Below are 15,303 nucleotides of genomic sequence, written 5' to 3' on the forward strand. Positions count from 1 at the left end.
CACCGATGTTCAGCGGGCGCGGCGACCCATGCGCTCGACGTCGAGGATGACGACCGAGCGGGGCTCCAGGCGCAGCCAGCCGCGCGAGGCGAAGTCGGCGAGCGCCTTGTTGACCGTCTCGCGGGAGGCGCCGACCAGCTGGGCCAACTCTTCCTGGGTGAGGTCGTGGTGCACGTGGACGCCGTCGTCGGCGGTGCGGCCGAACCGGTCGGCGAGGTCGAGCAGCGCCTTGGCGACGCGGCCGGGGACGTCGGAGAACACGAGGTCGGCGACGACGTCGTTGGCCTTGCGGAGCCGGCCGGCGAGCTGGGTGAGGAGGCCGCGGGCGACGACCGGGCGGCCCTCGAGCCAGCGCAGCAGGTCGTCGTGGGACAGCGAGGCGAAGTCGGCGTCGGTGACCGCGGTGACGGTGGCGGAGCGCGGGCCCGGGTCGAACAGGGAGAGCTCGCCGAACATCTGGCCGGGGCCCATGATGGCGAGCAGGTTCTCGCGGCCGTCCGAGGACGTGCGACCGAGCTTCACCTTGCCCTCGAGGACGACGTACAGCTTGTCGCCAGTGTCGCCTTCGTGGAACAGCACCTCGCCGCGGCGCAGTCGCGTGGTCGCCAGCGACGTGCGCAGGGCGGCCATGGCCTCGTCGTCGAGTGCGCTGAACAGTGGCGCCTGACGGAGTACGTCGTTGTCCACGCTTTTCCTCCAAGGTGACTACGCATCGAAGGCCCGCCCCCCAGGGACGGATACGACCCATCAACACGCTCGCACGGCATCCTAGCCAGTGGTCGAACTCACACCTAGTCAGCGGGCGGCGGTTTCGACGCGTTGTCCCGGCCGGCGCTGTCGGCGGGCGCCCGTAGGCTGGTGCCGTGCGGGAGAACAAGCGGGCGATTGCGATCAAGGAAGAAACTCCCACCCAGCGGGTCCGGCGGGCCCGCAAGATCGATCGGGTGCTCGCCGAGACCTACCCCGACGCCAAGGCCGAGCTCGACTTCGACAACGCCTTCGAGTGCCTCGTGGTGACCGTGCTGTCCGCGCAGACCACGGACAAGCGGGTCAACCTGGTGCGGCCCATCCTGTTCGCTGCCTACCCCGATCCCGCGTCGATGGCGGCCGCCGACCGCGACCACCTCGAGCAGATCGTCGGACCGCTCGGCTTCTTCCGTGCCAAGACGGAGTCCCTGTTGAAGCTCAGCGCCGCCCTCATGGAGCGGTACGACGGCCAGGTGCCCGGGCGCCTCGAGGACCTCGTGACGCTGCCGGGTGTGGGCCGCAAGACCGCCAACGTCGTGCTCGGCAACGCGTTCGACGTCCCCGGCATCACCGTCGACACCCACTTCGGCCGGCTCTCGCGGCGCCTCGGCTTCACCGAGGAGACCGACCCCGTGAAGGTGGAGCACGCCGTCGGTGCCCTCTTCGAGAAGCGCGACTGGACGATGCTGTCGCACCACCTGATCTGGCACGGCCGGCGGTGCTGCCACGCGAAGAAGCCCGCGTGCGGAGCCTGTCCGGTGGCGCGCTGGTGCCCGTCGTACGGCGAAGGTCCGACGGACCCGGGCGAGGCCGACAAGCTGCTGCGCACCGAGGGCCCCAATTGAACGCCGTTGGTCGAGGAGGTCGCTCTGCGACCGTCACGAGACCCCTGGTCGCGCTCGTGGCCGCCGGCGTGCTGCTCACCGGCTGCGACAGTGTCGCCCCGTCGCTGGCCTGCAAGGTGGACGTCGACTCGCCCGACCTGGTCGAGGACCGGGAGGCGGCCGGCATCGCCGACTGTGGCTTCCCGGTCGACTCGACCGCACCCGCCGCCGCCCTGCCCGACCTCGCGCTGGACTGCCTCGGCGGCACGACCTCACGCTCGCTCGCCGAGGTGCGCGGGCCGGCACTCATCAACTTCTGGGCGTCCAACTGCGGCCCGTGCCGCAAGGAGCTCCCGGTGCTGCAGGAGTTCCACGAGAAGTACGGCGACCAGGTGATGGTCCTCGGCGTCGACTACCTCGAGACCTACCCCGGTGCGGCGATCGACCTCGCGCGCCAGAGCGGGGTCACCTACCCCTCGCTCGCCGACGCGTGCGGTGACCTCCAGGAGACGAACCTCGTCGTCCAGGGGCTTCCGCAGTTCGTGTTCGTGGACGCCGGCGGCGAGATCCAGCAGTCTGCTGGTGGCGTGGACTCGCTCGACGAGCTGATCGCACTGGTCGACCAGCACGTCGGGATCGACGTCACCGCGAAGGCACCAGCCGACACTGCACAGGAAGGGGCCCGATGAGCACGCCGATGCCCGACGACGTCCGGGCCCGGATGGTCGACCGCATCCCGGACGAGATCCCCGAGGACCTGCCCGACTGGTTGCGGCCGCTGGCCGAGGGGTCGCGCAACATCGAGGGCATCGAGCTCACCCAGTTCCTCCCGCCCGCTGGCGGCAACCCGCGCCGCGGCGCGGTGCTGATGCTGTTCGGCGAGAGCGATGCCGGCGGCGACGTGCTCCTCACCGAGCGTGCGCATCACATGCGCTCGCACCCCGGGCAGGTGTCCTTCCCGGGCGGCAAGATCGATCCCGGCGAGACCGCGGTCGAGGCGGCGCTGCGGGAGGCGTGGGAGGAGATCGGTGTCGACCCCGGAGGTGTCGAGATCTTCGGCGCCCTGCCGGAGCTGTGGCTCCCGCCGTCGAACTTCGCGGTCACCCCGGTGCTGGGCTGGTGGCGCGACCCCGGCCCGATCCGGGTCGCCTCGCCCGACGAGGTCCACCAGATCCACCGGGTGGGCCTGCGCGAGCTCGTCGATCCCGAGCACCGGATCTCGGTGCGCCACCCCGGCGGCTGGAATGGTCCCGGATTCCTGATCGGCGACGACAAGGACGTCATCCTGTGGGGCTTCACGGGCGGGATCCTGACCCGGTTCTTCTCGTTCCTTGGGTGGCTCCCCCCGGTGGACGACCCGCCAGTGCATGATCTCCCCGAGTACATGCTCGCCGAGTACGTCCGCCGGACGTCCGGGACGGGCGACGACGACCGGGTGGGTGACGACGGCATGGACCTCCTCGAACCGGACGAGTGATCGCGTGAACCTCCTCGACTGGCTCCTCGTCCTGCTCGTCCTCGCCTATGCCCTGTCCGGGTACTGGCAGGGCTTCGTCACCGGCGCCTTCGCCACGGTCGGCCTGCTGCTGGGCGGACTCGGCGGCATCCTGCTCGCGCCGGTCGTGCTGGAGAGCCTCGACCCGTCGCTGGCCGTCTCCCTCGGTGCGCTCTTCATCGTGATCCTGTGTGCGTCCCTCGGCCAGGCCCTGATGCAGTACGCCGGCGCGCGGGTCCGCGAACGCATCACCTGGCAGCCGGCCCGGGCGGTCGACGCCATCGGTGGCGCGCTGCTGTCGGCGCTGGCCGTGCTGCTGGTCGCCTGGGCGCTCGGCGTCGCGATCTCCGGCACCCGGATCGGCTCCGTGACCTCGATGGTGCGCAGCTCGACCGTCCTGTCGAAGGTCAACGAGGCGCTGCCGGACGCAGCTCCCAACGTGCTGCAGGCGTTCAACAACGTCGTCGGCACCGGGTTCTTCCCGCGCTACCTCGAACCTTTCGCCCCGGAGCAGATCATCGAGGTGGCTCCCGGCCCGTCGAACCTCCCCGGCAGCGCCAAGGTCAAGGCCACCCGCGAGAGCGTCGTGAAGATCAGGGGCGCCAACCAGTGCGGCCGTGGTGTCGAAGGCACCGGCTTCGTCTACGCCGAGGATCGCGTGATGACCAACGCCCACGTCGTGGCGGGCGTCGACGACCCCGAGGTGAACATCAACGGCGGCACCGAGCTGGCGCGGGTGGTGCTCTACGACAAGGAGCTCGACATCGCGGTGCTGGCCGTCGACACCGGTGGCGCGAAGGTGCTGGACTTCGACACGACCTCGGTGGCCGAGGACCCGGTGGCCATCGTCGGCTACCCGCAGGACGGGCCGTTCGATGTCCAGACCGGTCGGATCCGGTCCATGCAGAACCTCCGGTCCCCTGACATCTATGGCTCCGGCACCGTCGTACGCGAGGTCTTCTCGCTGCGCGGCCTGGTGCGTCCCGGCAACTCCGGCGGGCCGATCGTCACGCCCGAGGGGGATGTCGCCGGCGTGGTGTTCGCCGCGTCGGTCACCGACCCGGAGACCGGCTATGCCCTGACGGCTGAGCAGGTCTCGGCGAGTGCCCGGGCCGGCGAGGCCGAGGAGTCCGAGAAGGACACCGGGGACTGTGCCGCGTAGCGGTTCCGGCATCATGAACCCGTGACCGAGACGCCCGATTCGTACGTCAGCTACGCCCACGACGCCGGGGTTGCCCGGATCACCCTCGTCGACGGGGACCGGGGCAACCCGATCCACCCCGCGTCGGTGGCCCAGCTGTTCGACGCGGTCCGCAGTGCGGGTCGCGACGGCGCCCGGGTCATCGTGCTGGCCGCCGAGGGCCGCTTCTTCTCGGTCGGTGGCGACCTGGCGGCCTTCGAGTCCGCCGAGAGCCCTGCCGACTTCATCGACGACCTCGCCGAGGCCCTGCACCGCACGATCGGCGAGCTGGTCCGTTCCGAGGCGATCGTGGTGACGGTGGTGCAGGGCACTGCCGCCGGTGCCGGCTTCCCGCTCGCGGCCGTCGGTGACGTCGTGATCGCCGCCGACAACGTGAAGTTCAGCCTCGCCTACACGAAGGTCGGCCTCTCGCCCGACGGCGGCAGCTCGCTGCTCGTCAACACCCTCGGCCTGCACCGCACCCTGCGCCTGGCGATCCTCGGTGACCTGCTCACCGCTCAGGAGGCGTACGACGCCGGGCTGGTCGCGCGACTGGTCCCCGCCGCCGAGCTGGCCGACACCGTCGAACAGGTCGTCGGTGTCCTTGCCGCGAGCTCGGCCTCGGCCAACGGCGCCGCCAAGCGGCTGCTGCGCGACGTCGCCGTCCCCGCTCCCGAGCTGGCCCTGCGCAAGGAGACGCTCTCGATCCGCAACCAGGCCGGTTCGCCCGACGGCATCGAGGGTGTCGCGGCGTTCGTGGGCAAGCGGGCGGCGCAGTTCAACCAGGGCTGACCTGCCTGACGGAAAAACTAGAACGTGTTCCACTGACGGGGTTAGGCTTCGGGGGTGTCAGCTCCCGACGTGTTCAGCCCTGTCGACCTCGGTCCTGTGCGCCTGCGCAACCGCACCGTCAAGGCCGCCACCTTCGAGGGGCGCACGCCGGACGGTGAGGTCACCGACGCGCTGATCGCCTATCACCGGGCGCCGGCCGAGGGCGGCGTCGGCCTGACGACGGTCGCCTACCTCGCCGTCGCGCCCGACGGCCGGACCCACCGCGAGCAGATCGTCGTGGGGGAGCGGACGTTGTCCGGCCTGAACCGGTTGACCGACGCCATCCATGCGACCGGGGCGAAGATCTCCGCGCAGGTCGGCCACGCAGGACCGGTCGCGAACGGCCGCTCCAACGGCGTGCCCGCGATCGCGGCGAGCCGGATGCCCAGCCCGCTGTCGATGCAGATGATCCGCTCGGCGAGCGAGAAGGACCTGACCCGGGTGACCCGTGCGTACGTCGATGCGGCGCGCACCCTCGTCACGGCCGGGTTCGACGTGCTCGAGCTGCACATGGCGCACTCCTACCTGATCTCGTCGTTCCTGGCGCCCGCGCTCAACCGCCGCCGGGACCGGTGGGGCGGGCCACTTGAGCGGCGAGCCCGCCTCGCCCGGCAGGTCGCTCGCGTCGTACGCGAGGAAGTGGGGGACGCGGTCGCGGTGACCGCGAAGATCTCGGTCTCCGACGGCTTCCCCGGCGGTGTGACGACCGAGGCCGGCATCGAGTTCGCGCAGCTGCTGGAGGCCGACGGCCACCTGGACGCGCTCCAGCTGTCGGGCGGGTCGTCGCTGATGAACCCGATGTACCTGTTCCGAGGCGGGGCTCCGGTGAACGAGTTCGCCGCCACGATGCCGCCGCTCGTGAAGTGGGGGATGCGCACCCCTGCGGGCCGCAGCTTCCTCAAGGAGTACGAGTTCGAGGAGGCGTACTTCCGCGCCAAGGCGCTGGAGTTCCGGGCCGCCGTGTCGACGCCGCTGATGCTGCTCGGTGGCATCAACCGCCTCGAGACGATGCAGCAGGCCATGGCCGACGGCTTCGAGTTCGTCGTGATGGGGCGCGCGCTGCTGCGCGAACCCGACCTGGTGAACCGGCTCGCGTCCGGGGCCGTGGGCGGCGGGATCTGCATCCACTGCAACCGGTGCATGCCCACGATCTACTCCGGGACGCGTTGTCCCGAGTGGGGTCCGGGTGAGGTGATTCCCGTCGCCGCCCTGCGGTAGCGGGCTCGAGACCCACAAACCCTTCCGCAAGACTAGAACCTGTTCTACATTGGCTCGCATGTCGCAAGCCATCCCCGAGAAGCCACTGCGTGTCGTCGTCTGGTCCACCGGCACGATCGGTCGCCACGCCATCGCCGGCGTCGACGCCCATCCCGACCTCGAGCTCGTCGGCGTCTGGACGTCCACGGCCGACAAGCACGGCAAGGACGCCGGGGAGCTGGCCGGCCTCGATCGCGAGCTGGGCATCAAGGCGACCACCGATCGCGACGAGCTGATCGCACTCCGTCCCGACTGCATCGTGCACGGCGCGATGACCGACGACCGGCTCTTCGAGTCGATCGAGGACCTGACCGGGTTCATCCGCGACGGGGTCAACGTCGTGTCCTCCGGGCCGGTCATCCTGCTGCACCGCGACGGCACGCTGCCCGCGGAGATGATTGACGGGATCGACGAGGCCGGTCGTCAGGGCAACGCCAGCCTGCACGTCAACGGGATCGACCCCGGCTTCGCCAACGACGTCCTGCCGCTGGTGATGACCAGCCTCAGCCAGCGGATCGACCACATCAAGGTCAGCGAGATCGCGGACTACTCCACCTACTACCAGCCCGTCGTCATGAAGGACATCTTCGGCTTCGGCCAACCGATGGACACCCGCCCGATGCTCTGGGAGTCCGGCATCCTGAGTACGGCGTGGGGCCCGGTCGTGCGCGTCATCGCCGCCGGCCTCGGGGTCACCCTCGACGAGCCGCTCGTCGAGGAGGTCACGCGCCGACCCGCCCCGCGCACGGTCAAGACCCACTCGGTCGATGTCGAGGAGGGCGCCATGGGCTCGGTGCTGTTCCGGGTGATCGGCACCGTCGACGGCGTCCCGCGGATCACCCTCGAGCACGTCACGCGCACCGACGCCGAGGCCGAGCCGGACTGGCCGACGCCGAACGAGGGCGACGGCTGCTACCGGATCGAGATCACGGGCGAGCCGTGCATGAAGGTCGAGTTCACCCACCACGGCGAGCACGGTGACCACAACGTCTCGGGGATGATCGTCACCGCCCAGCGCCTGATCAACGCCGTCCCGGCCGTCGTCGCGGCCCGGCCCGGTCTGCTCACCGCGCTCGACCTCCCGCTGGTCACCGGCCGCGGCCTGGTCACGACGACCCCGACCAACGGAGCATCATGAGCATCCTCGACAGGTTCACCATCACTGACCACGTCGCTGTCGTCACCGGCGCCGGTCGCGGTATCGGTGCCGCCACGGCCGTCGCGCTCGCCGAGGCCGGTGCCGACGTCCTGATCTCGTCGCGCACCGAGGGTCAGCTCAAGGACGTCGCGGCACGGATCGAGTCCGTCGGGCGCCGGGCGGTCGTCGTACCCGCGAACCTGGCGCACACCGACGAGGTCGCCGGTCTCGCCCAGGCGGCGTACGACGCCTTCGGTCGCCTCGACATCGTCGTCAACAACGTCGGTGGCACGATCCCGAACGCCTTCCTCGACACCGACGTGGCCTACCTGGAGGAGTCCTTCCACTTCAACGTCGCCACGGCGCACGCGCTGAGCCGCGCTGCCGTCCCGCTGATGCTGGCCTCGGCCGGCGACGGACGGCAGAAGTCGATCACCTCGATCAGCTCGATGATGGGCCGTACGGCGGCCCGCGGCTACCTCGCGTACGGCGTCGCCAAGGCGGCGCTCGCGCACTGGACCCGGCTCGCGGCAACCGACCTGTCCCCGAACATCCGCGTCAACGGTGTGTACGTCGGCTCGGTGATGACCAGCGCCCTGGAGTTCGTTGCGGGCGTCCCCGCGATGAAGCAGCAGATGGAGGAGGCCACTCCCCTCGGCCGGATCGGCGAGGCGGAGGACATCGCCGCTGCGGTGCTCTATCTCTCCTCGCGTGCGGGCCAGTTCGTCACCGGCAAGCTGCTCGAGGTGGACGGCGGAATCCAGGAGCCCAACCTCGACCTGAACCTCCCCGATCTGGTCCCCACCGGACGACCTTCAGAGACCCCTTCCTAAGGTGGTCCCATGACCACGGGAGGCATTGCAACCGGCCACGCGTTCTCGCCGGACTCCGGCCGCTACTGGGCGGACGAGGGTGCCTGGCAGGTCGCCGACGGGATCTACCGGATCCCGCTGCCCCTCCCGATGGACGGTCTCAAGGCGATCAACGTGTACGTCGTCCAGTCCGACGACGGGCTGACCCTGATCGACGGCGGCTGGTCGATCCCGGTGGCGCGCGAGCTGCTCGACAAGAGCCTGCGCTCGATCGGCTCGGGCTTCGGGGACATCAAGCGCTTCCTGGTGACCCACGTGCACCGTGACCACTTCACGATGGCCACGGTCCTGGGCCAGGAGTTCGGCGCCGAGGTGGTGCTCGGCATCGACGAGAAGCCGGCGCTCGAGCTGTTGCACCGTGCCGCAGAGGACGAGCTCGGCGAGAGCCCGTTCCTCGGCGTGCTCCGCACCGCGGGTGCCACCGAGATCGCCGAGCTGTGGGCGGCCGGCCACGATGGCGTCCTGCCGGACGCCGTCGACTGGGCCTTCCCCGACCTGTGGCTGGAGGGGGACCGTTCCTTCGAGGTGGGTCGCCGGACCATCGACGCGGTGCACACGCCCGGCCACACGCCCGGCCACTACGTCTATGCCGACAAGGTCGAGGGCGTCCTGTTCGCCGGCGACCACGTGCTTCCCACGATCACGCCGTCGATCGGTTTCACGGTGCCCGCGGTCGAGCAGCCGCTGGGACAGTTCATGTCCTCGCTGGCCCGTGTGCGCACCCTCCCTGACCTGCGCATCCTCCCGGCACACGGCCCGGTCGCGCCGTCGTCGTACGCCCGCGTCGACGAGCTGCTTGCCCACCATGAGACCCGGCTCGACCAGAGCCTGACCTCGCTGCGCGCCCGCGGCGACGTCACCTCGATCGTGGTCGCCCGCGACCTGGGCTGGACGCGTCACGAGCACGCCTTCGACGACCTCGACATCTTCAGCCAGGGGATGGCGGCGATGGAGACCAAGGCGCACCTCGACCTGCTCGTCGCGCGGGGACAGGCCACCGCGACCGACCAGGCCGACGGGGTCGTCTACACCGCGACCTGAGGTCAGCGCAGCACTGCGAGGAGCGACGCGTGGTCGTCGCTCCACGCCTGTTCGGCCGTGCCGGTCAGCGTCGTCCAGCTCGACTTCGCGACGAGGGTGTCCGCCAGGCCGCCTGCGGGGCTCAGGGCGATCCAGGCCGATCGGACGCCGAGGGGCTTGCTGCCACCCTTGCCGATGGCTGCGTGCCAGCCCAACCGCTCCGCGGCGCCCGCGATCACCGGGGCGAGGTCGAAGTACAGGTTGCTGATGTGGACGGCGATGGAGCCGCCCGGCCGGATCCGGGTCGCGTACTCGGCGAAGGCCTCGGCTGTCAGCAGGTGCACGGGAATGGCGTCCGAACTGAAGGCGTCGAGGACCAGCAGGTCGGTCGTGGCGGGCGCGAGTTCGGCGACGCGGAGGCGTCCGTCGCCGGTCGTGGTCTCCACGGCCGCAGCGGAGTCGGCCAGGAACGTGAAGTAGCGCCGGTCGTTCGCGATCCGGACCACCTCGGGGTCGATCTCGATGAACCGGATGGTCTGTCCCGGGAGGCCGTAGGCGGCGACGGTGCCCGTCCCGAGGCCGACGGCCGTGATGTCGACGAGGTTCGTGCCCACTGTGTCGAAGACGTCGCCGAGCGGACCGTTGCGGGCGTAGTAGCTGGTTGGTTCCGTGCGTTCCCCGGGATTGCGGGACTGGAAGCCGTGCACGGTGGTTCCGTGGCGCATCTCCACGAGGTCGGGCGTCTGCACCACGACGTAGGAGCCGTAGAACGTCCGCGAGCGAGCGAGCACCTCGCCCTGCGGGAGCGAGACGAAGGCGCCGACCGCGAGCACGGCCGTCATCGTCAACGCGATCCAGCGGGTGGCCCCCAGGGCGAGCCACAGGAGCGGTACGCCGGCAAGGACCAGCGCGTACTCGATGACCCGGTCGAAGACCAGCGGAGCCAGGAGTCCGTTGAACAGGCCGCCGAGCGCGCCGCCCACCGACACCACGACGAAGAACAGGGTGAGGTGGTCGGCCGCGGGCCGGTCGGCCGCGAGCAGCGCGTGCGCCACGTAGGCGACCACCCCGAGCATCGCGAGATGCGTCAGCACGGTGAGGGGCAGCGGAAGCACGCGTTCGCCGGCGGTCAGGGCCCGGGTGGCGATCACCAGCACGACGGCGACGGCAGCCGCGGTCCCGGGCCGCCTGCGCCCCGCCCCCGCGAAGGCGATGACGAAGGTGGCGAGGTAGATCGCCAGCGGGACGACCCACAACAGCGGCACCGGAGCCACGTCCGTGGTCAGGTGGGTGGTCACCCCCAGCATCAGCGACGACGGCAGGAAGGCGAGCGCCAGCCACGTCAGCATGCGGCGGACCGCCGGTCGTTCGGAGTGCTCGACGGGCGCGTCGGTGCGATGCCCCTGGAACGCGACCACGCCGCACGTCGCCACCAGGACGAGGAACCCCAGGAACGCCCACGACCACAACGTCCGCTGGTCGCCGAGGCTGAGGTGCGGCTCGACCGCGAACGGATAGGCCAGCAGGCCCACGAAGCTGCCGACGTTGCTGGCGGCGTAGAGGAAGTACGGGTCCCGGGCACGCGGCACGTCGAGCCACGAGTACCACCGCTGGAGGACCGGACCGGTCGTCGTGAGCACGGCGAACGGCAGGCCGATCATCACCAGCAACGTGCGGAGCAGCCAGAAGACCGGCGACGACTCCGGGGTCGCGTCGGACGGCAGCGCGAGCGGCAGGACGAGCAGGGGAAGCAGCAGCAGCGGTGCGAGCGTGAGCGGCTGCCCGCGCGGGCCCAGCCGCGACGTCAGGTGGACGAACACATAGCCGAGCAGCAGCACGACCTGGAAGAACAGGGTGCACGTCGCCCACACGCTGGCTGCGCCGCCGTACGACGGGAGCAGCATGCGGGCAGCCATTGGCTCGACGAGGAACAGCAGGGCAGCTCCGGCGAACGCCGTGACGGTGTACAGCACGGCGATCGGATGGGTGCGGAGCGCAGGGGCACCGTCGCGCGCGATCACCGATGTCACCGCGTCACCCTAGGCGGACCGGCGCGGATCGGGACCAGTCGATCGGTTACCTTTTGTGGGTACGACAGGGGAGCACCGAAGGGTGCTGAGAGTGCGGATCCGCCGCAGACCCTCTGAACCTGCTCCGGTTAAGACCGGCGAAGGGAGTCATCTTCATCATGCGTGCACGCATCCACTCCAACGGCCACCTCATCGGCATCGCGGCGGTGGCCCTGCTGGCCTCCGGTTGCTCCCTCGTCAGCAGTGAGAACGACGGCGAGCCCGAAGCCACGGACAAGACCGTCACCCTGGTTGCCCACGAGTCCTTCGCCCTGCCCGACGAGCTCGTCGCTGCGTTCGAGAAGGAGTCCGGCTACACCCTCGAGATCAGCAAGCTCGAGGACGCCGGTGCGCTCACCAACCAGCTCGTCCTCACCAAGGACGACCCGGTCGGCGACGTCGTGTTCGGTGTCGACAACTCCTTCGCCACGCGCGCGGTCGACGAGGGCGTCTTCGCGTCGTACGCGCCAAAGCTGCCTGCGGGCGCCGGGAAGTTCGAGCTCGAGGGCGACGACGACGATGCGCTGACGCCGATCGACAACGGCAACGTCTGCGTCAACGTCGACGACGCGTGGTTCAGGAAGCAGGGCATCCCTGCCCCGACCAGCCTCGCGGACCTGACCGAGCCGGCCTACAAGGACCTGTTCGTGATCCCCGGCGCCAGCACCAGCTCGCCCGGCCTGGCCTTCCTGCTCGCCACCATCGAGGAGTACGGCGACGAGTGGCCCACCTACTGGGAGGACCTGGTCGCCAACGGCGCCAAGGTCGTCAAGGGTTGGTCGGACGCGTACTTCACGGACTTCACCTTCTCCGGCGGCGACCGCCCGATCGTCGTGTCCTACGACTCCTCGCCTGCCTTCACGCTGAACAAGGCCGGCACGAAGTCGACGACCAGTGCGCTCCTCGACAACTGCTTCGAGCAGGTCGAGTACGCCGGCGTCCTCCGGGGCGACGAGGACCACGAGACCAACGTGGCCGGTGCCGAGGCGGTCATCGATTGGCTCCTGAGCCCGGAGGTGCAGGCCGCACTCGCGCCCTCGATGTATGTCTTCCCGGTCGCCGACGGCGTCGAGCTGCCCGCCGAGTGGGCGACGTTCGCGAAGCGCCCCCAGGGCACCGAGCAGGTCGCTCCGGCCGACATCGCCAGCGAGCGCAAGGCCTGGCTGGAGGAGTGGACCGAGATCATCTCGCGATGAGCGGTGCCGCCGGGGTGGGCAGGAAGGTCGCGTTCGCGGCCCTTGCTGCCGTCCCGGTGGCGGTCTTCGCGGTCTTCTTCGTGCTGCCCGTCGGCGCGATGCTCGAGCGTGGCCTGTGGCCCGAGGACCGCTTCGATCCCGGAGCCGTGGTCGACGTGCTCACGCGGCCCCGGACGGGGCGGGTGCTCTGGTTCACGGTCTGGACGAGCACCGTCGCGACGGCGACCGCGGTGCTGCTCGGCGTCCCTTGCGCGTACGTCCTGCACCGGTTGCGGTTCCGCGGTCGCGGGCTGGTGCGCGCGGCCCTGCTGGTGCCGTTCGTGCTCCCGACGGTGGTCGTCGGTCTCGCCGTCCGTGAGCTCATCTCGTCGTCCGGTCCGCTCGGCTTCCTCGGCCTCGACGGCAGCCCGGTGGCGATCCTGATCGGCCTGGTGTTCTTCAACGTCGCGGTCGTGATCCGCACGGTCGGCGTGGCCTGGGAGGGCCTCGACCGGCGCCCGGGGGAGGCCGCGGCCGCACTGGGCGCTGCGCCGTGGCAGGTCTTCCGCACCGTCACCTTCCCGGCGCTGCGCCCGGCGATCGTGTCCGCCGCCAGCGTCGTGTTCCTGTTCTGCGCGACCGCGTTCGGTGTGGTCCTGGTGCTCGGCGGGGTGCGGTACTCCTCGGTCGAGACCGAGATCTACCTGCTCACCGCCGACCTGCTCGACCTGCCCGCAGCGGCGGCCCTGTCGCTGGTGCAGATGGTCGCGGTCGTCGTGCTCCTGGTCGTGGTGGAACGCCTGCGTGCCGTCCCCGACCCGACGGTACGACGATCCGTGGCTGCCCCTGCGCGACCGCAGGGTCGTGACATTCCAGCGGTCGTGGTCACCGTGCTGACCTTGCTGGCGGTGTCGCTGCCGATCCTGACGCTCGTCGTCGCGTCCTTCCGGAGCGACGGTGCCTGGACCCTCGACTCCTACCGCGCCCTCGAGGGATCGGGCGACGGACTGCTCCAGGTGTCGGTCACCGACGCCCTGGTCGCGTCGTTGCGGATCGCGGTCGACGCGACCTGGATGTCCCTGTCCCTGGGCCTGATCGTTGCGTTCGTGGTGACCCGGCGGACCCGCACGCGCGCCGGACGCCGGGCGCGCACGGTCCTGGACGGGTTCTTCATGCTGCCGCTCGGGGTGTCCGCGGTGACCCTGGGCTTCGGATTCCTGATCGCCCTCGACGAGCCGCCGCTGGACCTGCGGTCCAGTCCGCTGCTGGTGCCGATCGCCCAGGCGCTGGTCGCCCTGCCGCTCGTGGTGCGCACCCTCGTCCCTGTCCTGGCCGGCATCGACGACCGCCAGCGCCAGGCAGCGGCGTCGCTCGGGGCGTCGCCGTTGCGGGCGATCCGCACCGTCGACCTGGCCGTGGTGTGGCGTCCCCTGCTCGCCGCCGCGGGCTTCGCGTTCGCGGTGTCGCTGGGGGAGTTCGGCGCGACCTCGTTCATCGTGCGTCCGGCCGAGCCCACGCTGCCGGTGGCGATCTACCGGCTGCTCAGTCATCCCGGTGCCCTCAACTACGGCACCGCCATGGCAGCCTCGGTCGTCCTGGCCGCGGTGACCGCGGCCGTCATCCTTGTCGTCGAGCGGCTGCGTGTGCCGGGAACGGGGGCGTGGTGATGCTCGACCTCAAGGGCGTGACCGTCATCTTCGACGGCACCCGTGCCGTCGACGCCGTCGACCTCTCCGTCGCCGATGGCGACGTGCTGGCGGTGCTCGGCCCGTCGGGCTGCGGCAAGTCGACGTTGCTGCGCGCGGTCGCCGGCCTCGAACCTCTCGCAGGCGGGTCCATCGCGTGGGAGGGCCAGGACCTCGCCGACACCCCGACCCACCGCCGTGGCTTCGCCCTGATGTTCCAGGACGGCCAGCTCTTCGACCACCTCACCGTGGCCCGCAACGTCGGCTACGCCCAGCGCCTGCGCGGTCTCCCGCGCCACGAGGTGCGGGCCGAGGTCGACGAGCTCCTCACCCTCGTCGGCCTGGAGGGGTACGGCGACCGGTTGCCCCGCACGCTGTCGGGAGGCGAGCGGCAGCGTGTCGCCCTGGCCCGTTCGCTGGCGGCCCGACCGCGCCTGCTGCTGCTCGACGAGCCGCTCAGTGCCCTCGACGCCGGCCTGCGCGGCCGGCTGGCCACCGACCTGCGCCGGATCCTCACCGCGTCCGGAACCACCGCACTGATGGTCACCCATGACCAGGCCGAGGCCTTCGCAGTGGCCGACCGGCTGGCCGTGATGCGCGACGGCCGGATCGTGCAGGAGGGCGCCACGACCGAAGTGTGGGGCGCACCGGTGGACGGCGACACCGCCCTGTTCCTCGGGTACTCCCGGGTGCTGGAGGGCGACGCCGCAGCAGCCCTGTTGCGCCTGGCGGGTGCACCTGCGGCACCCGGTGCCGCCGTGGCGGTCCGGAGCTCCGCCGTCCGGATCGGGCCCGACGACGGTCCCCCGGCCGTCGTACAGGAGTTCCGGCTGACGCCGGACGGCAGTCGGCTGGTCGTCACGGTCGACGGGGTCGGCGATCTGGCGGGACTGGGGGCTCCGGGGTGGACGCCGGCCGCGGGGGACCTGGCCGCCGTACGGGTGGATCGGCGGGGCCTGGCCGTCATCGGCGATCTGCTGCCACCCCCGTCAGGAGCGGTCTCCTAGACT

Annotated in this window: 14 protein-coding genes and 1 riboswitch; of the genes, 12 read left to right on the forward strand and 2 right to left on the reverse strand. The window is 70.8% G+C overall.

Annotated features, from left to right (window positions below):
• Nucleotides 1-9: 9 nt before the first annotated feature.
• Complete coding sequence (locus ACOACQ_RS19430) at nucleotides 10-630, reverse strand: Crp/Fnr family transcriptional regulator (protein WP_182380449.1); 621 nt, start codon at nucleotides 628-630, stop codon at nucleotides 10-12.
• Nucleotides 631-863: 233 nt separating this feature from the next.
• On the opposite strand from ACOACQ_RS19430, the gene nth reads away from it, so the two are divergent.
• The 9 genes from nth to ACOACQ_RS19475 are packed head-to-tail and all read left to right on the forward strand — an operon-like array spanning nucleotide 864 to nucleotide 9,385.
• Nucleotides 864-1,592: an endonuclease III gene (gene nth, locus ACOACQ_RS19435; protein WP_420289093.1), complete on the forward strand. Its 729-nt coding sequence runs from the start codon at nucleotides 864-866 to the stop codon at nucleotides 1,590-1,592.
• A 56-nt stretch (nucleotides 1,593-1,648) separates the two neighbouring features.
• On the forward strand, nucleotides 1,649-2,260 hold the full coding sequence (locus ACOACQ_RS19440) for a TlpA family protein disulfide reductase (protein WP_420289094.1): 612 nt from the start codon (nucleotides 1,649-1,651) through the stop codon (nucleotides 2,258-2,260).
• The gene (locus ACOACQ_RS19445) at nucleotides 2,257-3,048 is read left to right on the forward strand and encodes an NUDIX hydrolase (RefSeq protein ID WP_378602861.1); all 792 of its coding nucleotides are present in this window, start codon (nucleotides 2,257-2,259) and stop codon (nucleotides 3,046-3,048) included. Before ACOACQ_RS19440 ends, ACOACQ_RS19445 begins: the two co-directional genes overlap by 4 nt.
• A 4-nt stretch (nucleotides 3,049-3,052) precedes the next feature.
• On the forward strand, nucleotides 3,053-4,228 hold the full coding sequence (locus ACOACQ_RS19450; RefSeq protein WP_378602864.1) for a MarP family serine protease: 1,176 nt from the start codon (nucleotides 3,053-3,055) through the stop codon (nucleotides 4,226-4,228).
• 21 nt (nucleotides 4,229-4,249) lie between these two features.
• Nucleotides 4,250-5,038, forward strand: coding sequence for an enoyl-CoA hydratase/isomerase family protein (locus ACOACQ_RS19455; RefSeq protein WP_378602867.1), 789 nt, complete (start codon nucleotides 4,250-4,252; stop codon nucleotides 5,036-5,038).
• A gap of 54 nt (nucleotides 5,039-5,092) precedes the next feature.
• On the forward strand, nucleotides 5,093-6,295 hold the full coding sequence (locus ACOACQ_RS19460) for an NADH:flavin oxidoreductase (RefSeq protein ID WP_420289095.1): 1,203 nt from the start codon (nucleotides 5,093-5,095) through the stop codon (nucleotides 6,293-6,295).
• 58 nt (nucleotides 6,296-6,353) lie between these two features.
• Nucleotides 6,354-7,472 (forward strand): diacylglycerol kinase, encoded by a 1,119-nt coding sequence (locus ACOACQ_RS19465; protein ID WP_420289096.1) that lies wholly within the window; start codon nucleotides 6,354-6,356, stop codon nucleotides 7,470-7,472.
• Nucleotides 7,469-8,305: an SDR family oxidoreductase gene (locus ACOACQ_RS19470; protein WP_378602873.1), complete on the forward strand. Its 837-nt coding sequence runs from the start codon at nucleotides 7,469-7,471 to the stop codon at nucleotides 8,303-8,305. The genes ACOACQ_RS19465 and ACOACQ_RS19470 overlap by 4 nt, the downstream gene beginning before the upstream one ends.
• A 9-nt stretch (nucleotides 8,306-8,314) precedes the next feature.
• Nucleotides 8,315-9,385, forward strand: a complete 1,071-nt coding sequence (locus tag ACOACQ_RS19475) for an MBL fold metallo-hydrolase (protein WP_378602875.1) — start codon at nucleotides 8,315-8,317, stop codon at nucleotides 9,383-9,385.
• A gap of 2 nt (nucleotides 9,386-9,387) precedes the next feature.
• On the opposite strand, the gene ACOACQ_RS19480 is transcribed toward ACOACQ_RS19475, so the two are convergent.
• On the reverse strand, nucleotides 9,388-11,394 hold the full coding sequence (locus tag ACOACQ_RS19480) for a spermidine synthase (RefSeq protein WP_420289097.1): 2,007 nt from the start codon (nucleotides 11,392-11,394) through the stop codon (nucleotides 9,388-9,390).
• Between the two features lie 56 nt (nucleotides 11,395-11,450).
• Nucleotides 11,451-11,557: riboswitch (TPP riboswitch) on the forward strand.
• Here ACOACQ_RS19480 and ACOACQ_RS19485 point away from each other — a divergent pair.
• The 3 genes from ACOACQ_RS19485 to ACOACQ_RS19495 all read left to right on the forward strand — a co-directional run bounded on the left by ACOACQ_RS19485 (nucleotide 11,553) and on the right by ACOACQ_RS19495 (nucleotide 15,300).
• On the forward strand, nucleotides 11,553-12,629 hold the full coding sequence (locus tag ACOACQ_RS19485) for a thiamine ABC transporter substrate-binding protein (protein WP_420289098.1): 1,077 nt from the start codon (nucleotides 11,553-11,555) through the stop codon (nucleotides 12,627-12,629). It overlaps the preceding riboswitch by 5 nt.
• Nucleotides 12,626-14,275 carry an ABC transporter permease gene (locus ACOACQ_RS19490; protein ID WP_420289099.1) on the forward strand — a complete coding sequence of 550 codons (1,650 nt, stop codon included), beginning with the start codon at nucleotides 12,626-12,628 and terminating at the stop codon, nucleotides 14,273-14,275. The genes ACOACQ_RS19485 and ACOACQ_RS19490 overlap by 4 nt, the downstream gene beginning before the upstream one ends.
• Nucleotides 14,275-15,300, forward strand: coding sequence for an ABC transporter ATP-binding protein (locus tag ACOACQ_RS19495; protein ID WP_420289211.1), 1,026 nt, complete (start codon nucleotides 14,275-14,277; stop codon nucleotides 15,298-15,300). Before ACOACQ_RS19490 ends, ACOACQ_RS19495 begins: the two co-directional genes overlap by 1 nt.
• The last annotated feature ends 3 nt before the right edge of the window (nucleotides 15,301-15,303 follow it).

Source organism: Nocardioides sp. CPCC 206347 (assembly GCF_048654605.1).
Lineage (GTDB): Bacteria > Actinomycetota > Actinomycetes > Propionibacteriales > Nocardioidaceae > Nocardioides.